This window comes from Metallosphaera sp. D4-4, assembly GCF_046245145.1.
Classification (GTDB): domain Archaea; phylum Thermoproteota; class Thermoprotei_A; order Sulfolobales; family Sulfolobaceae; genus Metallosphaera; species Metallosphaera sedula.
In genome coordinates, this window is sequence record NZ_CP176412.1 from 1,444,210 (window position 1) to 1,467,505 (window position 23,296).

General features: G+C 46.5%; 24 protein-coding genes, 1 tRNA gene and 1 pseudogene. 11 read left to right on the top strand and 15 right to left on the bottom strand.

Annotated elements, in window-relative coordinates:
• Positions 1-173: 173 nt before the first annotated feature.
• The 5 genes and pseudogenes from nurA to ACI49J_RS07815 all read right to left on the bottom strand — a co-directional run.
• A complete protein-coding gene (gene nurA, locus ACI49J_RS07795) occupies positions 174-1,169 on the bottom strand; it encodes a DNA double-strand break repair nuclease NurA (RefSeq protein WP_240255801.1) in 996 nt (331 codons plus the stop codon).
• Positions 1,166-3,742, bottom strand: a complete 2,577-nt coding sequence (locus ACI49J_RS07800) for an AAA family ATPase (protein ID WP_240255803.1) — start codon at positions 3,740-3,742, stop codon at positions 1,166-1,168. Before ACI49J_RS07800 ends, nurA begins: the two co-directional genes overlap by 4 nt.
• Positions 3,739-4,878 (bottom strand): DNA double-strand break repair protein Mre11, encoded by a 1,140-nt coding sequence (gene mre11, locus ACI49J_RS07805; protein ID WP_240255805.1) that lies wholly within the window; start codon positions 4,876-4,878, stop codon positions 3,739-3,741. The genes ACI49J_RS07800 and mre11 overlap by 4 nt, the downstream gene beginning before the upstream one ends.
• A gap of 4 nt (positions 4,879-4,882) precedes the next feature.
• Positions 4,883-6,361, bottom strand: coding sequence for a DNA double-strand break repair helicase HerA (gene herA / locus ACI49J_RS07810; protein WP_240255807.1), 1,479 nt, complete (start codon positions 6,359-6,361; stop codon positions 4,883-4,885).
• Positions 6,362-6,606: 245 nt separating this feature from the next.
• Positions 6,607-7,149 (bottom strand): annotated as a pseudogene (locus ACI49J_RS07815) (rubrerythrin); the annotation flags it as partial.
• Positions 7,150-7,390: 241 nt separating this feature from the next.
• Here ACI49J_RS07815 and ACI49J_RS07820 point away from each other — a divergent pair.
• Positions 7,391-8,887 (top strand): NAD(P)H-hydrate dehydratase, encoded by a 1,497-nt coding sequence (locus ACI49J_RS07820; protein WP_240255088.1) that lies wholly within the window; start codon positions 7,391-7,393, stop codon positions 8,885-8,887.
• A 105-nt stretch (positions 8,888-8,992) separates the two neighbouring features.
• Here the strand turns inward: ACI49J_RS07820 and ACI49J_RS07825 are convergent, their stop codons facing one another.
• Positions 8,993-9,433 (bottom strand): peroxiredoxin, encoded by a 441-nt coding sequence (locus ACI49J_RS07825; protein WP_240255110.1) that lies wholly within the window; start codon positions 9,431-9,433, stop codon positions 8,993-8,995.
• Between the two features lie 57 nt (positions 9,434-9,490).
• Between ACI49J_RS07825 and ppcA the strand changes: the two genes are divergently transcribed.
• Positions 9,491-11,020 carry a phosphoenolpyruvate carboxylase gene (gene ppcA, locus ACI49J_RS07830; RefSeq protein ID WP_240255086.1) on the top strand — a complete coding sequence of 510 codons (1,530 nt, stop codon included), beginning with the start codon at positions 9,491-9,493 and terminating at the stop codon, positions 11,018-11,020.
• On the opposite strand, the gene ACI49J_RS07835 is transcribed toward ppcA, so the two are convergent.
• Genes ACI49J_RS07835 through ACI49J_RS07845 form a run of 3 tightly spaced genes read right to left on the bottom strand, consistent with a single transcriptional unit; the run spans position 11,009 to position 13,156 of the window.
• Positions 11,009-12,169, bottom strand: a complete 1,161-nt coding sequence (locus ACI49J_RS07835) for an amidase (RefSeq protein ID WP_240255108.1) — start codon at positions 12,167-12,169, stop codon at positions 11,009-11,011. The genes ppcA and ACI49J_RS07835 overlap by 12 nt on opposite strands.
• Positions 12,170-12,192: 23 nt before the next feature.
• Positions 12,193-12,624 (bottom strand): hypothetical protein, encoded by a 432-nt coding sequence (locus ACI49J_RS07840; RefSeq protein WP_240255084.1) that lies wholly within the window; start codon positions 12,622-12,624, stop codon positions 12,193-12,195.
• A complete protein-coding gene (locus ACI49J_RS07845; protein WP_240255082.1) occupies positions 12,614-13,156 on the bottom strand; it encodes a DUF998 domain-containing protein in 543 nt (180 codons plus the stop codon). The genes ACI49J_RS07840 and ACI49J_RS07845 overlap by 11 nt, the downstream gene beginning before the upstream one ends.
• A gap of 232 nt (positions 13,157-13,388) precedes the next feature.
• On the opposite strand from ACI49J_RS07845, the gene ACI49J_RS07850 reads away from it, so the two are divergent.
• A complete protein-coding gene (locus ACI49J_RS07850) occupies positions 13,389-14,087 on the top strand; it encodes a mechanosensitive ion channel domain-containing protein (RefSeq protein WP_240255080.1) in 699 nt (232 codons plus the stop codon).
• A 200-nt stretch (positions 14,088-14,287) separates the two neighbouring features.
• Here the strand turns inward: ACI49J_RS07850 and ACI49J_RS07855 are convergent.
• Positions 14,288-14,372 (bottom strand) — tRNA-Leu (locus ACI49J_RS07855).
• 158 nt (positions 14,373-14,530) lie between these two features.
• Between ACI49J_RS07855 and ACI49J_RS07860 the strand changes: the two genes are divergently transcribed.
• Both ACI49J_RS07860 and ACI49J_RS07865 read left to right on the top strand, forming a co-directional pair.
• Positions 14,531-15,253: a hypothetical protein gene (locus ACI49J_RS07860; RefSeq protein ID WP_240255078.1), complete on the top strand. Its 723-nt coding sequence runs from the start codon at positions 14,531-14,533 to the stop codon at positions 15,251-15,253.
• 130 nt (positions 15,254-15,383) lie between these two features.
• The gene (locus tag ACI49J_RS07865) at positions 15,384-16,007 is read left to right on the top strand and encodes a phosphoribosyltransferase (protein ID WP_240255076.1); all 624 of its coding nucleotides are present in this window, start codon (positions 15,384-15,386) and stop codon (positions 16,005-16,007) included.
• A 70-nt stretch (positions 16,008-16,077) separates the two neighbouring features.
• On the opposite strand, the gene prf1 is transcribed toward ACI49J_RS07865, so the two are convergent.
• The gene (gene prf1, locus ACI49J_RS07870; RefSeq protein ID WP_240255074.1) at positions 16,078-17,094 is read right to left on the bottom strand and encodes a peptide chain release factor aRF-1; all 1,017 of its coding nucleotides are present in this window, start codon (positions 17,092-17,094) and stop codon (positions 16,078-16,080) included.
• A 336-nt stretch (positions 17,095-17,430) separates the two neighbouring features.
• On the opposite strand from prf1, the gene ACI49J_RS07875 reads away from it, so the two are divergent.
• Both ACI49J_RS07875 and ACI49J_RS07880 read left to right on the top strand, forming a co-directional pair.
• Positions 17,431-17,577: a hypothetical protein gene (locus ACI49J_RS07875; RefSeq protein ID WP_187146788.1), complete on the top strand. Its 147-nt coding sequence runs from the start codon at positions 17,431-17,433 to the stop codon at positions 17,575-17,577.
• A gap of 82 nt (positions 17,578-17,659) precedes the next feature.
• On the top strand, positions 17,660-18,238 hold the full coding sequence (locus ACI49J_RS07880) for a hypothetical protein (RefSeq protein ID WP_240255073.1): 579 nt from the start codon (positions 17,660-17,662) through the stop codon (positions 18,236-18,238).
• Here ACI49J_RS07880 and ACI49J_RS07885 read toward each other — a convergent pair.
• Positions 18,229-18,858 (bottom strand): 16S rRNA methyltransferase, encoded by a 630-nt coding sequence (locus ACI49J_RS07885; protein WP_240255071.1) that lies wholly within the window; start codon positions 18,856-18,858, stop codon positions 18,229-18,231. The two genes, ACI49J_RS07880 and ACI49J_RS07885, sit on opposite strands and share 10 nt — an antisense overlap.
• An 81-nt stretch (positions 18,859-18,939) precedes the next feature.
• Here ACI49J_RS07885 and ACI49J_RS07890 point away from each other — a divergent pair, with 81 nt between their 5' ends.
• Genes ACI49J_RS07890 through ACI49J_RS07900 form a run of 3 tightly spaced genes read left to right on the top strand, consistent with a single transcriptional unit; the run spans position 18,940 to position 19,937 of the window.
• Positions 18,940-19,296 (top strand): ribonuclease P protein component 4, encoded by a 357-nt coding sequence (locus ACI49J_RS07890; RefSeq protein ID WP_240255106.1) that lies wholly within the window; start codon positions 18,940-18,942, stop codon positions 19,294-19,296.
• Complete coding sequence (locus ACI49J_RS07895; RefSeq protein ID WP_240255069.1) at positions 19,181-19,441, top strand: YhbY family RNA-binding protein; 261 nt, start codon at positions 19,181-19,183, stop codon at positions 19,439-19,441. Before ACI49J_RS07890 ends, ACI49J_RS07895 begins: the two co-directional genes overlap by 116 nt.
• The gene (locus tag ACI49J_RS07900) at positions 19,428-19,937 is read left to right on the top strand and encodes a DUF371 domain-containing protein (RefSeq protein ID WP_012020707.1); all 510 of its coding nucleotides are present in this window, start codon (positions 19,428-19,430) and stop codon (positions 19,935-19,937) included. Before ACI49J_RS07895 ends, ACI49J_RS07900 begins: the two co-directional genes overlap by 14 nt.
• Here the strand turns inward: ACI49J_RS07900 and ACI49J_RS07905 are convergent.
• Both ACI49J_RS07905 and ACI49J_RS07910 read right to left on the bottom strand, forming a co-directional pair.
• Positions 19,824-20,690: a class I SAM-dependent methyltransferase family protein gene (locus ACI49J_RS07905; RefSeq protein WP_240255067.1), complete on the bottom strand. Its 867-nt coding sequence runs from the start codon at positions 20,688-20,690 to the stop codon at positions 19,824-19,826. The two genes, ACI49J_RS07900 and ACI49J_RS07905, sit on opposite strands and share 114 nt — an antisense overlap.
• Positions 20,691-20,702: 12 nt before the next feature.
• The gene (locus ACI49J_RS07910; RefSeq protein WP_240255065.1) at positions 20,703-21,701 is read right to left on the bottom strand and encodes an NAD(P)/FAD-dependent oxidoreductase; all 999 of its coding nucleotides are present in this window, start codon (positions 21,699-21,701) and stop codon (positions 20,703-20,705) included.
• Between the two features lie 179 nt (positions 21,702-21,880).
• On the opposite strand from ACI49J_RS07910, the gene ACI49J_RS07915 reads away from it, so the two are divergent.
• Complete coding sequence (locus ACI49J_RS07915) at positions 21,881-22,228, top strand: hypothetical protein (RefSeq protein WP_225938873.1); 348 nt, start codon at positions 21,881-21,883, stop codon at positions 22,226-22,228.
• On the opposite strand, the gene ACI49J_RS07920 is transcribed toward ACI49J_RS07915, so the two are convergent.
• Positions 22,212-23,279 carry an MFS transporter gene (locus tag ACI49J_RS07920; protein ID WP_240255063.1) on the bottom strand — a complete coding sequence of 356 codons (1,068 nt, stop codon included), beginning with the start codon at positions 23,277-23,279 and terminating at the stop codon, positions 22,212-22,214. The two genes, ACI49J_RS07915 and ACI49J_RS07920, sit on opposite strands and share 17 nt — an antisense overlap.
• Positions 23,280-23,296: the final 17 nt, after the last annotated feature.

The following is a 23,296-nucleotide window of genomic DNA, read 5'->3' on the forward strand; positions in this document are numbered from 1 at the left end:
CAGTCTCTAGTTCTAAGGTCCTCGATAAAAACGGTAAACGTGGAGTGTCGGCCTCCTGCTCACGGTTGCCTTGATAGGCACCCTCACAGGAGTGATCCTACCTGCACATATTTTAACTAGCCTATTTTTAACGTTAAGGGAGAGGACCTGCCTAGCAATCCCTAGGGCCAGGCTCAATAAAATTGGCCGGGCCACCATCCAACACTCCTTCTCTTCCTAAGGTTTAACATCTCAATGATCCTCCTCCTATCATTCCCTGAAACCTTAACGTCATAATGGACTCTCACCAGGGGATAAGGATAACCCTTCACCGAAACCGAGTACAGATCGTTAAGTAGGCCCTTGATAAACTCGGTAGTGGGCCTTCCAATCACATCTATCCTCAGTACATTCTCATTGTAATCGAGCCTAGCGTAGAAACTGCACATCTCAATTCCATCTAGAGGCCTTCTCAGATCGCTTTCCTGGATCTCCTCCCTTAACAGGGGCCTACACCTGACGGTGGAGAAACCAGGAGAACTAGTGAAGGTCTCCAGAAGGGTGATATCTGATAGCTCATGGTGAAAGAGATCCCTAGTCCTGCTTACCTTTGAGATCCACACTGTTCTGGAACCGTACCTCTTGAGCAATTCAGAAAGGTAAACCTGTTTTTCATATATCATGTGAAGTAACATTATGTCCTCGTCCTCCTGACTCAAGGAAGTGATCTCGCCTTCCCTGAAATCAAAGTTGCTATCCTGTGCCCTCACCTCTCCTAGCTTCTTCTTTAGGCTACCGTCCATCAAGATCCAATCTCCCCTACTCCCATTTTGAAGTGCCAGCTTTAGCTCCATTATTGCCATGAGCTCACTAACCCTCTCCTTCGCCCTATTTCCGGGTCTAAAGACCCCAGCCTTGACCTCCTGATCTGTGTCCAGTATTTGAACTCCCTCCGTTATCAATGCCTCGGCATTTAACACAAACACTATCCCAGTCCTCAGTTCTTTTACAAATTCTCCACCATCTACTGCTACTATTCTCTTCTTTATCGTAGAGGAGGGGGTGAACTCTTCCCAGTTGTTTTTAACTAAAGATTCCAGTTTTTTATCGAGATCTCCTTGAACAATATTCAGCTTACTCACGAGTTCTGAACGTCTAGTTATCAGTTCCTGATAGACGAGCTCTATCACTGTGCAATCTCCTCCTTCACCCTGCTACTCTCCCCCACTTTCTCCACCCTTATTACGTAATCCGCTATCCTTAATACCTCATCATCGTGGGTTACAACTATAATCTGGGGTACAACGTTCATGGACTCCCTTATCACCGAGAGCAGTTCGGCCCTTCTCATGGAATCTAGATGAACCGTGGGCTCGTCCAATATCATGAAACCTATCTCCCCCGTAAGGGCCCTGGCTATGGCAAGTCTAAGGGCTAGGGCAACCGCGATCTTCTCGCCTCCGCTCAACATCCCTATGGAGAGTTGCTGGCCGGACTGATTCAGGGCCGTGAGCTCAACCTTTCCACTGAGGGTCTTGGTCTGGGTCATGTTTACGAGTATCCTCGTATATGAGATATCAAACATGGAAACTATGTCGTTGAGATTATTCTCTATCCTTCCCTTGAGCGTAGAAATTAGGTAGGACTGAAGCATTCCCTCGGAAAGCACCTTTCTTAGCTTCTCAAGGCGCTCCTTAGCCCTCCTACTCTTCTCCACCTCCTTGACCTTCTCCTGGAGTTGAGCAATCTCGTTCTCAACCTCCTGATGTCTCCCCTTAACCTGGTTAAGTTTACCCTCGAGGTTTCCAAGATCTCCGTGAACTTCCCTGAGCTGTTTACTTAACACCTCGAGGTCTCGCCTCATCTGTTCTAGATCTTGTCTCCTGAACCCAAGGAGCTGAATCCTCCTGGAAAGCTCGTCAACGCTCCTCTTCAGTTCCGCCATTCTGGATTCAAGGTTCGTCTTCTCCCCCCTTTTCCTCTGTAGCTCAGATAGTTCCCTGCGCACTTTTTCCAGCTGACCCTTAGCGCTTTCCACGTCCTGCTTCGTGAGGTTTCCCACTCTCCCCTCTAGCTGATGAATTTCCTCCTCGAGTGTGGAAATGTCGTGGGAATAGGTAGCCATCTGATCCTCTAGCTCCATCACTTCAGCCTCGCTGACCCCCTGTACCTGGAGGTAACTCCTTTCGTCGTTCTCAAGTTCGTCCTTCCTCCTTTGCATGGTCCTGAATTCCTCCTCGAGTTCCTTCAATTGTTTGAGATCCAATTCTAACCGTGCTATATCGCTGGATAGACCCTCCAGATCATTCTCCTTACCCCTTCTCTCCGCGTCTACCCTTATGGCCCTCTTGTGTTCATCCTCCAGACGTGACTTGTCCCTTTTGAGACTTTCCAACTTACCCTCCAGGTCCTTGAGCTCCTTGCTCAACTCCGTCAGACGTTGCTTGTATTTCTGAGTAAGCTCCTGTCTATGGGGTTCGTCCAATGGGCCACCGCATACTGGACACTTCCCCTCTGTAGCTGAAAGGAGAGCGTCTAGGCTTTTCCTTATCTGATCATACTCCACCTTTCTTTCCTTTTGAAGTGAGGCCGCCTCGTCTAGCTCCTTAGAGACCGAGTCAAGCCTCGTCTGAATCTCCTCCACCGCAATCCTTGGAAGCATCCTCACCTCCTGTTCGATTTTATTTTTACGTTCCATTAAGTTCCTGAGAGTTGAGTACAGGCTGGTGAATCTCTCATGGTATTCCTCTAGTTCCTTAAGCCTTGATACAACCCTCTGATACTCTTCGTGTCTAGGCTCTAGCTTTCTCTTCTGCTCAAACTCCTTGCTCTTTTTCTCGAACTGTCTCTTTACCCTTTCAAACTCATTCTTCCTATCCGTTAACCTGGCCCTCTTGCCCTCAAGGTCAAGGATGGTATCACTCAGAGAAACTATTTTCTCTAACTCCTTCTCCTTGTCCTCGAGATTGGAGATCCTACGCTCAAGTCCCTCTAAATTCCTGAGCTCCGCCATTACCCTTTGCAATTCGTCCTCTGCCCGCCTCTTCTCTGAGAGTAGGACGTCATATTCCCTCTGCTTCTCCTCTAGATCCTTTATCTTGTCCTTTAGTTTGGCTTCCTCGCTCTCCAGTTTCTGCAGTTCCTCTCTCGTCTTTTCCATCCTCTCGGTCAGGGAGGAGATTTCCCTTTCGAGGCTTGACTTTTCCTCCTGAAGCCTCCTGAGATTCTCAAGGTAAATCTCATGGGATCTGACCTCCTGGTCATATTTGTCCATGAGTTGCTTGATCTTTCCTCCAGATTCGGTGAGTTTCTCGAGGTTGTCTATCATCATTACCCTCTTGAGCACATCTGTCAATGTGTCAAAGATCGTCTCTATCTCGCCCTGTCTAACTATCATGGTCGAGGTGACCACCTTGCTGTTGAGACCCAGTTCCTCGATCTTCTTTGTCACCTCCTTGGTGCCCCTGGCCGTAAGCTTACCGTTGACATAGAGCTGATCACCAGGAGGTATTTTCCTGAGAACCCTTACCTCGAGGTTGTTGTCCCTGAGAACGAGCTCCAGCTCAGCATTGGCCTTTCCCTTCTTTATCATCTCCTCCTGCTTACCCTTCCCTTCCCTAAAGAGGGCAAAGGTAATTGCCTCAATGATTGAGCTTTTTCCGGCTCCATTCTGTCCCACTATGACGTTAATGTCGCCCTTAAAGGAGACGGTGGTTTTTTCGTGGCTTAGGAAATCTTTCAAGGAAACCTTATCAAGTCTCATCTTTCCATCTCCGCGAACTTCTTGAGGATCTCATCAGCCTCGTCTGAATCATACTTGCCTATGACCTCAAGGATAAGCTTAACTTCCTCGTCATTGTAACCCTGTTTTCTCAGGTACTCTGCTATTAGCTCCGAGATTGTGCCACTCCCACTGGCCTTCACTTCCCTTAACTGCGAATCTGTTGTCTCGTCCTTGTAAATCCTGTAAAACTCTGCAATCTCAGAGAGTTGGCTCAACCTCTTCATGGCGTAACCCCTCTTGGAGGAGTCACCCTCCAAAATAACGTGAAGGATTGGTTTCCTACCCCCACCCAGTTTTTTCCTTATGTTGTCTATGTCCTGATCCACGCTTGCAGTGTTTATCCTAACCACCTCCTGGGGCCTCACATCCACGTTAATCGCATGTATTTCAGCTTCCTTTTTGCTCAGGTCTACCAGATATCCTCCCTTACCATTTTTCCTCCAGCCCTCAATTTCCTCCTCCCTTATTATCTCGGGGGAACCAGCTACCGCAAGTATCCCACCCCAAGGTAACACCCTGACATCTCTCGAATGGAGGTGCCCACAAGCGTAATATTGAAAACCCTTGGGGAGGGAACCTATCTCCAGTTGCCAAGCATTGTCATAGGGCAACATTTCCCTGAAGCCCTGATGGAGCATTAGGATATTTCTCTCTCCCTCCGGCTTAAGCGAGCCAAGGAGATTCAGAAGGTTGTCCCTGAAGACGGTGCTCATGCTCCTTATTCCATACACTCTTATCCTCATTTCACCGTCATCTATTTCCACGAACCTTGGCTCCTGATCCCCCATTAACATCTTGATCAAGCCTAGGGACTCGCCCAGCAATCTTTGGGTGTATATCTCGTCTCTTACCTTGGGCGTATCGTGGTCTCCTGGTATGTTAATGAAATCTATGCCCTTGTCCCTTAGGAGTTTTACCTTATCCACAAAGAACTTGAGGGATTTGTTCCCGGGCTTATACACATCGAAGAGGTCTCCAGAATGAACAATGGCCCTCACGTGCTCCCTTATTGCGAGATCAATTAACTGGGAGAAGACGTCATAAACGTCCTGCTCCCTTGAGTCCCTGTTATATCTTCTGCTACCCAAGTGGGTATCGGAGATGTGGAGAATCAAGATCTCACCCAAACTCGGCGTCAACGTTCCTCGCGTTAAGGAAGTGGCTCCACTCACCCTTAATGTCGGGGTCCGATCCACCTAGCCTACCTGTGAACCTTGAAATCCTTACAAATGCGGGCAACTTAACCAAGTTGCCTATCATTATGGCCTCTCCAACACCTAGCGAGGATAACTGTTCAACGAGATCCTCTGTAAGGTTGTCGCTGGCCTCAAGCACGTACTTCTTATCCGTGGGCTCTACCATCCTCAGAATGATCTTGTTGGTCATTTGACTTAGAATGGTCTCGTCCAGCCCCTTAGGCCTCTGACTCACTATGACCATACTAACCCCGAACTTCCTGCCCTCCCTGGCGATCTTCGAGGCATGGTATTTCGTGAGGGTGTCCTGGTTCTTTGACAGGAACACATGTGCCTCTTCTATTACCGCAACAACTGGAAAACCTAGACCCGTCCCCTTATGTCTAAACTCCTTCCTTGAATCGAGGAGTCTTCTCAAGTAGTGGGACACAACGGCATCCATCGCGTCCTCATCCATGTGACTTATGTCCACCACGTTAACTGAAGAGGGCCTTATTCTAGTGGTGATGTCAGGAACTGTCAGGTCAATTACGTCCCCGTACCTATCAACGAACTCCTCAAGCTTGTTCTTCACCTCGTCCGCAGCTTCTCTTTGAGACCTTTGCTTCTCGTCCTTAAGTTGTTCGTCTATCTCTCTCTCGAGCTCACTTACAAACTCTGAGTTAAGCATGTTATAGTCCACATTCCCTTCCTTCAGTCTTTCCCTCAACCCGTCGATGTAGGATACGAAAGCATTCCTTAAAAATCTATACTGTATAGTGGCATTGGGTCTAATTTCTAAAAGTGTTGCAAACTCCTTGGGTTTTAGATGTAAAGGATTTAGCTTAGGCTCAATATTATTTAGAGGCTTTATATCGGAGCCGTAATACTCGCCATGGTAATCAAAAATGACAACTGAGCCACCAATGGACGCAAGGGACTGGGAAAGAACCGCGACAGTATTCGACTTTCCACTACCTGTGGCAGCGAGGATAGCCAAGTGCCTCGAAAGAGAGTTAACTCTTATCTTCACGGGAATATTCATTCCTATAACAGAACCTATCATTACATCACCATCGGAGAAGATATCCCTGAGCTCGTCTTCCTCGGCGAAACGGACTGGAGTTCCAGGACCTGGCGGAAGGTCTGGTATGGTACCTGACATCATGTCATGGAGGAGCTTTATCTTCGCCTTAACGAACTGAGGAATAGATGTATCCAAGTTCTTCAATTTCTGAACAATCTTGATATCGTTTAGGGTCAGATCGAGCAGGGGGCTTCCCCTGGTCACAGAGGTGACCAGACCTAGGACCTTCACCCCGTCATACTCTAAGACTACATATCTACCCACTCTCACGGGCTTTTCAGCAAGCATTAGGGCTTCCTGAGGAGTGGCCTCACCTATAACGTAGCCAATAACCATTACTAGATAAAGAACTCGGAAGGATAAAAACGATTTCAGCAACTAAAGGGTAATACAGAAGGAAAAATGAAATAGATTTAAAGTGCCTTGGCGACTCTCTTTGTTGCCTCTGCGATGTCCTTCTCTTGCTCAGCGTAGGCGCACAGCATGGCCTCTACGTCCATGTGGCCCTCTGCCTTAGCCTTCATGGCTACGTTGTTGTACTCGCTGACGTGTTCCTCCGCCTCTTCCCTGGTGAACTCGTTGAGCATGGCCGAGACTCTCTTTGTTGCCTCTGCGATGTCCTTCTCTTGCTCAGCGTAGGCGCACAGCATGGCCTCTACGTCCATGTGGCCCTCTGCCTTAGCCTTCATGGCTACGTTGTTGTACTCGCTGACGTGTTCCTCCGCCTCTTCCCTGGTGAACTCGTTGAGCATGGCCGAGACTCTCTTTGTTGCCTCTGCGATGTCCTTCTCTTGCTCAGCGTAGGCGCACAGCATGGCCTCTACGTCCATGTGGCCCTCTGCCTTAGCCTTCATGGCTACGTTGTTGTACTCGCTGACGTGTTCCTCCGCCTCTTCCCTGGTGAACTCGTTGAGCATGGAATTGCCGGCATGCATGTAGAGCTTCTCAAATATCCCTCTAGCGTGTCCAAACTCTACCCTCGCCTTTTCCCTGAGAACCTTAGCCTCCTCCTTCTTGCCTGCAGCCTCCAACTTGTCAGCTAGGAAGCTGAGGAGCATATAATCCTCAGCGTTTGCCTTGAAAAGTTCCTTTAGACCCATTTCGGTTTCCTTTCCCAGAGTCATATGGATCACTATATACACGACTTCGCACAAGCTAATAAACTTTGATTATTGACCATTATAATACATATCCCATAAAATCAGTAATAAGGTTAAAAATCCACAGGAAAGATAAAGATTTTAACAAGCAGACTTAATTTGATGTTGAACTATTTAAACTTAGATGATGAGTGACTCCAATTTTGATTTATGATGAAGTAACTCGAACCTGAAAAAATATTATCCTTAAGGGAGTCATGCTCACATGATCACCTCTTCTCAGATGAGAGTCCTGGAGATTAACTCTGAAGCGTTTGGCGTTTCCACACTACAACTCATGGAAAACGCTGGCAGATCGGTCGCAGACGAGATAGAGAGGGAGATGGGGACAAGTTCCCTGAGCGTCATTGTGTTTGTGGGCCATGGTGGGAAGGGCGGTGATGGGGTGGTTACGGCGAGACATCTGGCCGATAGGGGCGCCAACGTCACAGTGATTACCATGGGCGAAATCAAGCACAGGGACGCTCTAGTGAACTATGGGGCTTTAGAGGAAATGGACTTCTCTGTGAGGGTATTAAGGATAGACGACCTAGATTCCCCACTAAAGGCGGATGTGCTCGTAGATGCCATGCTGGGTACAGGAGTGAGGGGGAGGGTGAGATATCCATTTAATCACGCCATCTCGCTTTTCAATGCGTCCAAAGGTTTCAAGGTGGCAATAGATGTTCCCTCGGGGATAGATCCAGATACTGGAGAGGCCCTAGGAGAGTTTGTCTCGCCAGATCTTGTGGTTACATTCCACGACGTGAAGCCAGGGCTCTTGAAGTACAACTTTAAGTACGTGGTTAAGAAGATAGGTATTCCCCCGGAGGCATCAATTTACATGGGACCGGGAGATCTTTTGACACTTAAGCAAAGAGACATGAGAAGCAGAAAAGGTGTAGGAGGGAGGGTTCTAATTGTGGGGGGAAGCTCAACCTTTTCGGGTGCCCCAGCCCTATCGGCGTTAGCTAGCTTGAGGACTGGGGCAGACCTAGTATACGTGGCCTCTCCCGAGAGAACTGCAGAGGCTATCTCCAGCTACTCTCCGGACCTAATTGCCATTAAGCTCTCTGGGAGGAACTTTAACGAAGGTAACATTAAGGAGCTAGGACCGTGGGTAGAGAAGGCCAACGCTGTGGTTTTCGGGCCTGGCCTGGGCCTGGAGGAGGAGACTGTAAAGGCAACCCCAACATTCGTGGAAATGGTAATGAGACTTGGGAAACCTCTCGTGCTAGACGCTGATGGCCTGAAGATAATGAAGGGTTCAAAGCTTTCAAAGAACGTGGTCGTTACCCCTCATCCAGGGGAATTTAAGATCTTCTTTGGCGAGGAACAGAAGGAGAACGAAAGGGAAAGGATTAACCAGGTCATTGAGAAGGCCAGGAACTGTAACTGCGTTGTACTCCTGAAGGGTTATCTAGACATCATAAGTGACGGGTATTCCTTTAGGCTTAACAAGGCTGGAAATCCTGGAATGACTGCGGGGGGAACAGGGGACACACTTACGGGGATCATTGCGACCTTCATGGCACAGGGGTATTCACCCTACATCTCAGCTGGATTAGGGGCCCTTGTGAATAGCCTCTCAGGCACTCTAGCTTATAGGGAACTGGGAACACATTTGACGGCGTCTGACGTAGTATCTAGAATTCCCAAGGTACTAAATGACCCAATTACAGCCTTTAAGGAGAGGCCGTACAGAAGGGTTATTTCTAGTTGAATGCCCAAAAAACTTGAGGGAAGAGTCCACAGTTTAGCAGGACCCCTGTCATGGAACTCACAAAAAGAGTCACATGTGGGCTCCGCGTTCTAATTTGTCAAGAACTCATATTTTCTTTACTTCTTCAAGTGCCCTATCAGCGTGATCCTCCGCTTTTTTCAAATTCCTAAGAACCGCCCTAATCACGCCTTGGGCGTCTATCACAAAGGTGACCCTCTGTGCGCTCGTGCCCTTTTCGTTGAGGACACCGTAGGACGATGAAATCTTTTTCTCGTGATCGGAAACGACCGGAAACTTTGCACCATACTTCTCGCTAAACCTTTTCTGGGTGCTCACGGAGTCGACACTGACTCCTATGACCTCCGCTCCAGCCTTCACAAACTCGTCATAGAGTTCCACGAACCTTTGTATCTCCCTTGTACATCCAGGCGTAAATGACTTGGGATAGAAGTAGAGTACTACCTTCTTTCCTCTCAGACTGGATAGACTAACCTTTCCCGTTGAACCCTCAGCCTCAAAATCGGGTGCGGGCTGACCTACATCCACCATGAAATCTGTCTTAACTGTAAAACCTTAAAAGCGTTGGTAAGTATTTCTCAAGAAATGCGACCCATACCTAGAACCATGTCTACCCAGCATCCAGATAACGCAACCGTCCCAGAATGGGCTAAAGGCGACGTTATTGAGGGAGAGGCAGAAGTAATAGAGGCATATTACGCGTTCTCCAGGCTTAACGTTCACGAGGTCATGTGGGACGCTGAGGGCAAGGATGTAGACACCCACGTGGTTAGGAAGTTGTTTTCCTCATTTGACGAGTACTTCAAAAGCAACGTCCTGGGTGAGGACATTTTCCTCACGTATAGGTTGCCGAACCCCAAAATAGAGGGGGCAGAGAGGAAGGTTTTCGCAGAGACCATGGAGAGCATACCCATTACCTTTGACGTTGCCGAGAGATTTTACGGCAAGAAAGTAGTCCCGGTGTTTGAGGTTATTCTTCCCTTTACCACAAACGCGAGCGATATCATATCTGTGGCTAGGTATTACGAACGCGCAGTAGCTATGGAGGAAAACATCGAACTTCAGGACGGAGTTTACGTGAGAGATCTAGTGGGGGAGATCTATCCCAAGAGGATAGAGGTTATACCTCTTATAGAGGATAAGGACTCACTCCTTAACACAAGGAACATTATTGAGGGGTACTATCGTGCAATTAAGCCGTCATACATGAGGCTGTTCATTGCCAGATCCGATCCAGCCATGAATTACGGCATGCTGACAGCGGTACTTCTGGCAAAGTACGCCTTAAGCGAGGCTGGGAAGCTCGCAGAGGAGTTGGGAATTCCAATCTTTCCCATCATAGGAGTAGGTTCTTTACCCTTTAGAGGCCACCTAAGCCCCGAGAACTATCAGAGAGTAATGGAAGAGTACGAGGGGGTTTACACGTTTACCATTCAGTCTGCCTTCAAGTACGACTACAGTGAGGAACAGGTGAAGGGGGCAATTTCCCACATAAACAGGGAGGAGGTCAAGGAACCAAGGATCCTAGGTGAGGAGGAAAAGAAGGTTATCAGGGACATCATAGAAACCTACACGTTGTCCTATCAACCCGTGATAGAGAGCTTAGCCAACCTGATCAATACGGTGGCCCTTCATCTGCCCAGGAGGAGGGCAAGGAAACTCCACATCAGTCTGTTTGGATACGCAAGGAGTACAGGAAAGGTGATCTTACCAAGGGCGATCACCTTTGTGGGCTCCCTATATAGCGTCGGTTTACCCCCAGAGGTCATTGGCATTTCCTCACTTAGCAAACTAAACGAGACACAATGGAATATACTGGAGGAGAACTACAAGTTCCTAAAGAATGACCTGCAGAAGGCCTCAGAGTTCATTAATCCTGAAGGGCTCTCAACCCTTGTGTCGTACGGGTATCTAGACGCGGAAATCTCAAAGAAGCTAGAGGAGGACATCAAATATCTGGAGAGCATGGGGGTAAAGATAGGACCCAGAAGTTACGAGTCCAAGAAGCACGCTCTACTATCACAACTACTTATGCTGTCGCTCAAGGAGAAGAAGTATAACGAGGTCAAGCAATACGCGAGGGAAATGGCAGTCATCAGGAAGTCAATTGGCTAAAATCTGCCTCGCTACCTCTAAAACAACGCCGTCCTTGTAGGGCTCGCCACTTATCATGAGACCTAGGGGTAACCCATCTCTCTCAAAAAAGGGAATACTGATGGAAGGAGCGCCGACCAAGTTAAATAGCTCCGTATTGGCCACTAAGTCCTCCCTAAACTCCTTTTCCCTTCCCTGAACCTCTGAGATCTTGGGAGCAGGAATCCTAGTTGTCGGGGAGACTATGACGTCTACATCCTTAAAGACGCTTATATATTCCTCTAGGATAAGTTTCCTTAGCCTTAATGCGTTCACGTAGTCCACTGCATTAATGCTCAGACCAGATTTTAGGATGTCCCTTACATCGGGAAAGTACATCTCCTCCTTGCTCCTGAGCCAAGTCAGGTGATATGACGCCCCTTCACTGGTAGCTATTACCCTCCTCGCCCACCTTCCGTACCTTATCATGTTTGGAAGGTTGATGAGCTTAGCCTGGGGGAAATATTCCATCACTTTCTCCAGGAGATCTTTGGTGGAGTCGTCGAAGAGGAAAACTCCCACCCTAAGTTTGGTTCTAGGAGAGCGAACGTAAGCCTTCTTTCCTTCTGCTGGGGTCAGGGCCATTAGAACCCTCCATAGGGTCTCATAGTCCCTTGTCAGGAAGCCTAGGGTGTCCAGGGACCAACTGAAGGGAATAACACCACTCATGGGGAAAAGACCATACGATGGCTTGAAACCTATAACTCCACAGAGAGAGGCAGGAATCCTAACTGAACCGCCCGTGTCAGTCCCTACTCCCACATCCACCATCTTAAGTGCCACAGCTACCGCGGAACCTCCACTTGAACCCCCACTTATCCTATCCCTGTCCCTGGGATTCCTCGCGGGACCGGCCACGGATGAGGTGTTGGTAGCCCCAACAGCAAACTCATGGGTATTGGTCTTTCCTAGGATAGTCCCACCCGTGCTCAAGATTCTATCTACGATGAGGGCGTTCCTCCTGGGAACGTTCTCCAAGAGTATCCTTGAACCGGCTGTGGTCCTAACTCCTGAGGTCTCAATCACGTCCTTCACTCCAAAGATTAAGCCGGAGAGTGGTCCGTCCTTGCCCCTGATCTCGTGCAGGGTAATGAAGGCGTTATATTGAGAATTCAATCTCTCTAATGACATCTTCATCTATCCTCTGTAGGGGTTCAGGTAACTTTGTTGAGTCTAAGTCTTCTAACGTTCTCCATCACCCTGTTCACGAATTCTTCTACTCTCTCCCTTTTTACTCCTTTCTCCTCTGCCCTCTTCAACACTATCTCTTCTACCTTAGAGTAATCCTTCATCTCCTCGTTGAGCTTCCTCCAAGGTATACCCGCTAACGCCTTTGCTAGTTCCTCGTCATAGGGGAGCCTTCCCTCTAACATTAGTACTGCTATGATGGGGTAACCCACGTAGTTCCTGAACCTTGTCCCGTTGTCGTCACTTGAAACGTTGTTCCCCTCGACAGAGACAGTATATTTTCTGTCCCCTTCAGATGAAATCACCTCATAGTGATCATCAACCTTCCTAACTCTCTGATCGGCTATGGCTCCCAATGCCTCAAGGACCTTTATCCTCGGGGGTTGCCTAAGCCTCATTCTTCACCACCGAAGAACCAAATGAAATAGACCATATTATATCAGGGAGTACAATCATTCTCTCCATTCCACCTGGTCCCAAACCTAGATAGTTATGCGAGATAAAGAGGAATAGGCTGGCCAGGGAAATAAGACCTAACACAGGGTAGGAATATCTCACAGGGGTTTTGGTAAGACGGAAGGCTGGGAAAGAAGCTAGACCTGAGAACAAGAAGGCTATTAATGCAGATACTAGATGCGGTGTTCCTGTAGTTTCGGGAAATAAACCTACTCCCATCATTCCCAGCCCTCCTACCACTAGGAGGGGGGTGAACGATCTCCTTGACATGAGAATTCCGCTAGCTATAACCATTATTCCTAGCAAAATAATTGAAGAATTGAAGATTAATGCTGTTTTCCCAACACCTAGATCACTAATGTAGTTGCTATTTAGGTTATATCCAGGGTATAACTCCTCCGCGATTAACATCAAAATCCAAAACTGCATTACCCCTAAAGCAAGGAGAAGACCTCCAAGGACAGGATTTCTCATTTCGAGTAAACTTCATTTTCAGTAATTATAAATTCTCGGGGTTTCCAACTGATGAGCTACGAAGAACAAGAGGAATGATTATTGGTAATTGGTAATTTATTCAAGGATGATTCATCACGTTGCCAAGGTCGTTCAGCCCATAGATTCTTACCATCACGATCATATGTAGATTTATAAGGTTCTTCTGTTGTTTTCTTTCAGATTAAGTAACAGATTTGGGGGGAGGTGTAAAATGAAAGAGGAAAACATTACATCCGCGAATGAAATAAGAAAGAAGATCGCCGAGAGCACAGGGAAACTGGTTCTCTATATCGTTCTTTTTGTGATTGTTGAGGCTATAGTAAACAACTTTCTTTTTCCATTCCTGGAGTCCATAAAACTTCAGTTGCCCTACATTACCGTCTCAAACCAGTCTATTTCTAGCTATCAGCCCTACGTTAACATTTTGTTATCGCTAGCTTTTGGATACTTAATTATCCAGGGATTTATATCAGTTGTTTACTGGAATTTGAGACTAAAGTACGACCATTCCACCTCGGCATCTATGCGAAGCGTTTTCAGACTTGTGGGAATTGGAGCACTTGTGGCGGCAATAGCTGGGGCGGTCGCTGGTGGAGCCAGCGGTGTAGCTCTGGGCGGATTCATTGGAATAGTTGTGGGCTTTGCATCCCAACAGGTATTGGGACAAGCGGTGGCAGGATTGTTCCTCCTTTTGTCGAGACCATTCAAAATAAAGGATCATATTAGCGTAACAGGAGACGAAGGAGTTGTGGAGGAGATCACAACTCTTTTCACTTATATAACAAAGAACGACAATACAATAGCGATCATTCCCAATAACGTAGTTTTCGGAAATAAGATATATCTATATCCAAAACAAACCCCTTCTCAACCCCAGTCTGGACAAGGGAGTACTCAACAAAGTAAATGATTTTCATACGTTTTATCTAACCTGGAGATCTTGAGAATTTACACCTTTTCAACATCCTTTGTTTTCCAATGGTAAGTCTCATTTAGAAAACCTTCGGACAGTTATGAAACGTGATGTCAAGAAAGGCTTCGTACTCCTTGTCACCTACTCCCAATTTATACGTGAGCCATTCAGGTTAGCCATAAATCGATTTTAAGGAATGCGGGGGGCGGGATTTGAACCCGCGCAGGACTACTCCAGTGGAGCCTCAGTCCACCCCCTTTGGCCTAGCTCGGGCACCCCCGCACTTACTGATTAATCCTTGGAAATCAAATAATAACGTTTTCGTATTTAACGAGTCACGAAGGCGTATTAGGTCATCCACTGATCTGTAAACCAAAATGTCCCTGCCTAGGTTTAAGTCAATGATAAGGTTTTAATCTCTTTCAGAGTAAAATTCAGAGATGCTTAAGTTTCCAGAACTAGTGAAAGCAATGAGGAGATTTGGCCCCAATCTTGACTTACTTGAAAGTCTACTAAAGGAGAGAAAAGAGGTTATCCTGAGCTACCTAGAGTCAGTGAAGGAGTTGTATTTCACTCCAGTTCTAGCTAACAGATTCTTGAGAATTTCCTTTGACCAAGAGATAGACAGACACATTAGACTAAGCCTGAAGGGGAAATCCTACCTTTCCCTCGGTGGAGAGGGAGTACCAGTCACCAAGATCGAGAACTTTTCCGGAAACCCCTATGCTTACAACCACGAGAAGGATCAATGGGACATGACCATTGATGCTACATGGGAGCCCCTAGTCTACGAGTTTCAGTATGAGGGAGAGGCAGAACCTCTTCCCTTCTCCCGATTTAGAAGCTATAAAACCTTGAATGAGATGATGATGGCGTCGTTAAATCTAGGAACAATACAGGGCTTCATAGTGGACTATGGAAGGAGGGACTTTGTACTCTTAGTTAAAACGCCCTACAAGGAGATAAAGGAAAACTTGCAGACTCTACCCTTTATTCGTTACACCGCATGGTTAGGCCTAGAACAGGGAACAACGTTCCTCATGGAGTTTTCGATTCCCGAGGAATATTTGAAGGAGATAATGGAAGTGCTTCACGATTTAAGGCATCACGTAAACGTGCTTCTAACTACTACATCTTTTGAGTATTTTAAACCTCTTTTATAGGATGTTGCATTTGTGTTGAGTAGAGTGAAGTTATACAACACCTAGGATTCACGGTATGGAAGACCTTACCGTTCCGCGTAGTAAACTTGATTAAGGAGTTGAGCAAAAAGGGTAGGGGGTTCCTGAAACCTTGCCTAAAATCCCAGTAAAAGTGGTAACTTGGGAGGAAATAGTTAAGCTTTCCGAAATACTTAGTGAAAAGATTAAGGGCGAATTTTCTCCTGATGTCATCATTGCCGTGGCCAGGGGAGGTCTAGTCCCTGCTCGACTGCTAGCAGATTCATTGGGCGTGGTCGATGTATTATCGCTTAAGGTGGAGCACTGGGTTGTAACTGCTTCCCACACACCTGAGGCCAGAATTAAGTATCCCTACAAGGTTGATCTGAGTGACAAGAAGGTACTTATAGTGGACGACATAACGGACACAGGCGATAGTCTTATCCTAACAAGTAAATACGTTAGCGAGAACTTCTCGCCGAGAGAAATGAAAACTGCTACACTTCAACACATCGAGACCTCGTCCAAGTTCAAACCTGATTTCTACGCTCAGCTTGTTACAGATTGGGCATGGTTTATGTATCCGTGGAATTACTGGGAGGATGAGATCAACCTGGTTAAGAAACTAATAGATGAGAAGCGTTCAGTGGACGGTAAAGTTATAGAGTCCGGGTTCAAGGAGAATTACGGCATTACACCACCCATACCATTACAAAGGATACTATCCGAGATGAAGAGAAGAAAAATGATAGATTAAGCAAAATTAACTTTCACACTTGTTGAGTTTTTCCCTCGAGTTACGAAGAGATAATTGACCCATCAGCAATTCAGATCCTAAACCTAAGCTTCCCCACCATGCCACTGAAGGTTTTCCTTACCCACTCAGCCTCAGGTATCTCATCTCCTACTAGGTAAACCTTAGTTCCATACTTCTCGGCTTCCTGAACCATTTTCTCGTTCTCCTCGGTCCCGTCATCAAATATAATTAACTTGTCTATGGCACCCATCTGCAAGGCCTTGTTTATTTCCTCCTTCCCATAAACCACTAGCCCGTCATCCTTGGCTAGATGATACTTCAATTCCTCTATTAGGTCCTCCACCTCTATGTATTTCTGGTTCTTAAGAACGTCCTTAGACTTCATTACCATTTCCCTAAGCCCTGCCTCTCCTTGGTACCCAATATCAACTAAGGGGAGCAAGATCAGTTTCTTCAATCTGTAGTCAATGTAGTCAGAGTCGTAGAAGTCCTTCTTCGCGTATCCTGGACCTCCCAGGAGAATTCCCTTTAATTTACCGCTTTCGAGGTAGGGCAGGAGATAGTTGTTTACCTTTTCGCCAAAGCTCTTCAAGAAGTCATGATAGAGCTCCTCAATAATCCTGTCAATTCTTCTTTGGCTTTGTCCACCCATCATATGCTTTCCTGGAACGTAGCCTTCCATCTCCTCTAGAACCTCAATCCTTGAACCCCTTAAGACTCCTATGGTTCCCTGATCCCTCTCCACGATCAGTAGGCCGTATACCTCCGATACTTCTACCATATCCTCGAGGAACTCCGTGTGGAACTGCTTGTCTGTTCGGTAGAAGTAGACTGTGACCTTCTCAGGGGGAGAGAACATGTAGCACTTGAACTCTCCTGTATCGAAGTTCTCTCCGCAGAAAAGCACTAAACCATTTTCGGGGATCTTGTTAATACTCACGAGTCTATCTATTGCGGTTGTTATCGCAGATTCCACGGCATCCCTTGTCCTCTTTAACTTGATGTTTTGTGAGATTGATGCCTCTTGCCTCAGCATGTTAACTACATCAGCTACAGGTCTACCTGGCGGGATGTATAGGGAGAGCAAAACCGTCGCAGGTGCACTCCACTTCTTGAGTTCCCTTAGCAGAACCTTGAGTTCCTGTCTACTTATAAGGTACTTGTCAAAGACTCATCCCTGATCGTGAGTAATAGTGCGACAATGATATAAAAAAGTGTTGAAATACCTCACAAATTCGCCCTCAAGAGCGTACTACTCCTCCTCGCTAATGATATTACCGACAACCATGTGGATCGAGTATAGAGAGTTGTGAGCATCACGTGATTGTAGAGCCTGAGAATCCGCTAAGGTTTCACAGGGTTAATAGTGTTATTATAGAAATAATGAGGAAAAGTTTTTAATGAGTCCATCAAAGTATGTCATATGACTGAAAAAAGTAAGAATGAAATAAATGGGATTTTAGATTTGATAAAGGCACTCTTCAAGGATGGTAACTGGTATTTGGGAGGATTCATTATAGCTCTGATATTATTTATTATATTCGATATAATAGCCTTCACACCTCACTAGAGAGGTCTAAACTAGATAGCATTAGTAAAATACATTACAAAGATTTTATAAAGTATCATTATGTACATATTTGTGAACATAGTTGGGCAGAGTAAATATAGCGGCGGATAGTGAGCTGATTAAGGAGATAGAGAAGGAGGCAAAGAGTAGAGGGTATACCATTTACTCCCTAACCAACCTTGCACTAAAGGCAATGCTGGAAATGATAAAGATGGGAGAGGACTCGACGAAACTGCAGGACATAGTTGAGCTATATAAGGTCTTTAAAGACCTAGATATCGTCCCCGTTACCTCATGGTATATTGAAAACTTGGCTAGGCTGGCGTATGAGAAGGATCAGAAAGGATTCCAGTCCATCTGTGAGGGGGCAGGATTACAGGTTGCATCGTATCTGAAGTCGAGGGCGTCAACCCTAGAGGAGTTGATGAGCGTCTACGAGAGTGTTAAATCGGCACTGCCCATAAAGGACTTGAAAATAAGAAAGCTCGAGAATGACGACTTTGAACTTAGGTTAGCAGGAACAGGTTTCAGCCTTGAATCCACCTTCTGCGCATCAATGGTTTTCAAGAAAATAGTGGAAAGTTACGGTTTCACTATCCTTGAGCTAACTCCTTCGCCCGGCGGAATAATTTATGCGAAGGCAAGGATATCTCAATCGTGAATGCAGGCTGAAATCAACCTGCAGAGAACGTTCTGAGTTTCCAACACGTTCAGGCTAATGGAGAAACTTCCCTTGGATAACGTCTTGGTTTCTATGCTAAAGTCTCCATGGGGAAAGGCTCCTATCCCTATGAACTCGTTACGATCACAGAGTGCGGTTCTCGTGACCCTTGTCCCTCGTTCGTCCAGGAGAATCAAACCTCTATCACGGACGAGGTCACTAAGGGAAAGGGAGGTAATTTCCATGAGCGGTTCCCCCTTCAATGGAACTTTGCCATGAACTAGGAGCTGTTCCATCAATCCAACGAAGCGAGAGTAGTTCTTTGGAGGTCTCATCTCCCTGGATACCCTGATCACCCTGGAATCGAGGGTATGAATGTAAAGGTTACCCCTAAAGTCAGGGTCGGTCAGCGTAACTAGTAGTGCTGTATGAACTATGTCTGGCCTTCCTCTCTTCTCCTTGTAGGGCAAATTCCGCATGGCGTGATAGTGAAGCGAAACATCAAGGAGAACGTGAGATGGATCCTTTCCCTGTCTCTCAGCGTTCTTAACAACGCTGGGATGATCCCTAATCTCAGGCGGTACAAGTTCGAGTGAGGACTCCAAGAGAATAATATCCATGTCAACGGATAACGGAAAGATAAAAAATAGTTTGCGAAATAGTGTAATCCATTGAAAAGGGGAGCGGTTCTAGAGAGGGCAATGAAACTTATTGATATGGCGGTTAGTGAAGCATTGGAGGGAAATCTAGACCTGTCCAGGGAATATGTGAAACTCGCAGTTCAGTACACATCGAAGGCCAGGGTAAAATTACCTCTGAAATACAAGAGAAAATACTGCAGGAAGTGCTTAACCCCGCTGATCCCTGGAGTCACGGAAAGAAGAAGAGTAAGATCAAAGATTTTAATTAGAACGTGCCTAGTGTGTGGTTGGATAAGGAGATATGACATCAGAAACAAGGAGAAACTTGAAGGACGTAATCGCCGAAGGGGCAGAAATAAGGATAGGAAAAAGGGGACTCACGGAGGGAGTCAAGGAGGAAATAAGGAGACACCTTAAAGATCATGGTACCGTAAAGGTGAAGTTGCTGGATAAATCGCTCGATAGGAGGGAGATCCCCGAAATTGTGGCAAGAGAAACTGAGAGCGAGCTAGTAGAGGTAAGGGGAAGAACCTTCATACTGAGGAGACATGATAGCTACTGACGTGATTACCTGTTTCGGACATGAAAATGTTCTAGCCAAGCATAGGACAACCCTAGAGATAACCAGGGAGAACTTTCTTACCAAGAGAGGGGATTGTATAATCTGTATTAACTCAGATAAGGGAGCTCTTCATCTATCCAACGAGGTAAAGGATATCCTTAGAAACGAGGGATATGGCTACCTTGTTATCATGAAGGATGGCTTCATGGACATGGTTATGGGGAGAGGGTCTAGGGATTTACCCTTCAGCTCGGATATAAAGATGATAGTTAGGAAGTCCGACTTTATCTCCGACGGTACGATTCTGATTAAGGCCAACAAGTCAGCGAGGGACCTTCGAAGGGACTTGATACCCAGGCTGAGACAGGGTGAGATTAAGGTGCTACTCGTCGCATCTCAGGACCCGCTTCATGATGACGAGATCCTTAGAATAGTCGTTAACCTTTTCCCATCCTTCCTGAATTCTTCCCAGCTTGTACAGGATCACGGATCTTGACACCCTGCAAAGCTCGTCCACAAACTCATCGATCATTGTTGGATTATCACCTATGGCAAGGTCAAAGGCCTTATCCCTGAAAGGAAGGTTGTGGGCGTCAAAGTGAACTAGATCTAGAACTAGCTTACTGGAGTTCAACTTTGCGGACTTTGACGCCATCATGAGTCCATCTAGGTTAAGGTCACCTGCAACGACATAGCCTAGTTTTCTCGCCAGCTGAAGCGCGAGAGCTCCATATCCAGTGAAGGCGTCCAACACCCTACTACCTTGGGGGATGCTGTCCACAATCTTAAGCCTCTCCGTAGCCAAGGAAGGATTTACATAAACCTTTGCCAGATCCACGAAGTATTTCAATCCTCCCTCATTGAAGGTGGTGGTCGTCCTTTTCTCTCCTGCAAGGTGAACCAGTTCGTTCACTCTTAGTTCTCCCGTGACCTTCCTTCTCAGGTAAATTGCTTTCACCCTGTTGTAGGTGCCCATTATCCTCTCTATCTCCTTTTGGGTTAGTTCCCTCTTGGGGGAAATTACCATTATATCGCCCACAATGTAAAAGGAGGAAATTCCAGGGACAATCTCGTTAAGTCTAGGGGTTTCCCTCCTAAGAGGAGGATTGCACTCAACTACTTCCAGTCCTTCGCTTACTTCTGACACAGGAATGAGCGCAAAATCACCTTCGTATAGTATCTCGTACCCAGGGGCCCTCTTGACCCTAACTTTCCCCATGAGCCTCCTGGGTACTTTAACGCATTTCATCTAGAGGGAAAATCACTTCTTGAACTTATCCATTTCGGAGCTGTGGCCTGCGAACACTGAGGCATTAGGATCCACGTACTTCTTCGCTACGCTGGACGCAATTGCTGCCTGTCCGAACCCAACTGCTATTAGGGCCAACTTTGGCATGCCCTCAACTGAGGCTATATCTCCAACCGCGTAAACTCCGGGCAAATTGGTCTCCATTTTACCATTAACTACTATGTCCCTCCCCTTCATGTTAAGGCCCCACTTCAACATGTTCCCCAGATCTCCCTTATGTCCTATACTGATGATTACTGCGTCGACGTTGAGAGTTTTCTCCTCCTTGGTCCTATTGTCAAATATTATCGCCTGAGTGACCTTATTACCATCTCCCTTGACTTCTTTGAGCTCGTGCCAGGTATAGACCTTGGCTACCTCAAACATTTCCTTTACGCTACGCTCATGGGCCCTGAACTGATCCCTTCTGTGGATTAACGTGACCTCCTTGGCTATGGGTGCGAGAGTTAGCGCCCAATCTACCGCAGAGTCGCCACCTCCCACAATGAGAACCCTCTTACCTTGGAACTCACTCTTCCTCCTGACAGTGTAGTAAACTCCCTTGTTCTCGTACTCTACTTCTCCCTTAGCACCTAACCTGCTAGGCGTAATTTTCCCTATTCCTGCTGCAATCATCACTGTCTTAGTCTTATACTCTCCTCCCTTATCCGTTTTAACAACCCACATGCCGTCCTGCGTCTTTTCTAGGGTATCTGCCCATTCACGTGTTCTTATATCAGGACCGAACATTTTTGCCTGTTCAATGAGTCTCTGGGCCAGATCGTATGCCTGTATCCCGGCAAAACCGCCTACGTCATAAACCATCTTCTCTGGATATAGGGTGACCAATTGTCCTCCTAGCTCGTCCTGTGAATCTATAAGTAAAACTTTCATATCCCTGAGACCGCTGTAGAAGGTCCCGAAAAGGCCTACAGGCCCTCCTCCTATTACTATAACGTCGTATTCAGCCATGATAACCATGAGACTCAGACATTTATACTATTTAAACTTTCCGACATTAATCATGAATAGTAATGAAAGCTATCAGGCCCATTTAAAGATGTGTTATCTATCAATTTTTCTAGGAGCGTGTAGTTTTGTACAACTTCGCGTCTAGGTTAATGATATTAGTAAATGATACACTTTTGTTGATGATGTTAGCCGAATTCCTCCTGTTGCTAGTACTTCCATTGATTACCCTGAGTAGCCTGTGGTTAAGATATTACAGAAAAATCATGTTGGAGGCATTGAGCTTTCCGGGAACCAGTTACACCGAGAATTCCATACACCTTATGCCCTCCCAGTCTATAACCTTCAAAGTTGACGGAAAGTGCGTTCTTGTAGTCAACGGAGTTTCAAGCTGGGTTACCATGAGAGTTAACGGCGGTCCTCCGCAGAGAATATTCAAGGTGAGACTACTCAATACAAGGGGAATAGTGGAGGTAAAGAACGAAAGCAAAGTCTTTCAGGTCTCCCTTTTGGTCAGGTGCGAGTCCTAAGGCCCATCAGAAGTAATAGAGGAACAACACCTATTATGGAGATAACTACCCAGGCATAGAAACCAAGATAGCCTGAAAGAAATTCGAGCCATGTTCCAAGGCTGATATTGAGGGAATTGACTACAGCCAAAGTTATACTGGAATTCCTTATCCCTCCCTCTAACGCCGTCACGGAGTATAGGAGGGAGAAGGCGAGCTCATTGAATATTCCAAGGATGACCAGGGCCAATAGATAGAGGGGTGTATAGATGAGAAGCGGAGAAAGGGAAGTTATGACCGCACTCGCTATCATTAGTCTCATCTTGCTCATCCTGTCACCAAGCCAGCCCATGACCCCGCCTAAAGCTGAAAATACTAACAGGAGACTGGTTACAGCTGAACTGGTGAGGACTCTCTGATGCTCATAAAATACCATGAAGGAGGGTAGTAGCTCTCCAACAGCATAATAAACCCCCCACATGCCCGCTGTGGCCACTCCAAGGATGATAACTTTCCTATTCCTTATGGCTCTCCAAGAGGGTCTGGGATTGGGTAACCTTAGATTCAATAGAGCTGACACAAAGGTTAGGCCTCCCACAAGGACTGCGCCTAGGGTAAACCCCACAACATTATAAATTAGTGCCCAGTTTAGTCCCAGGAATCCCCCTACACAAAAAAGGGCGTTATATAGGCCTAGGGAGAAACCTAATCTCTCCCTATTTAGGTCAGAGAGTATTGCCCCACCTGATGAGAAGAACATGGATGCCCCTACGCCCCCCAGAAAATAAGAAAGGAGAATTAAGGTGAAGGAATTTGAGAGTGCCACAGAGAAGGCCGACGCAGACATGATCAGGAGACCTAGGACTAGGGAATTCCTTTGACCAATCTTGGTTCCCAAGTAGGCTGAGGGAATCTGCATGATACCAGATCCCAGAAAGAAGGAAAGGGGTATCACCCCAGAGATAGAGCTTGACTCGTGAAACTCCTCCAGTATTCTAGGTATTTCAGGGGCCAGGTAGAACCAGCTTATGGCATACACTGTCCTTGAAAATAGTATAGTTGTCCCTTTCACATACGCAGTAGGCAAAA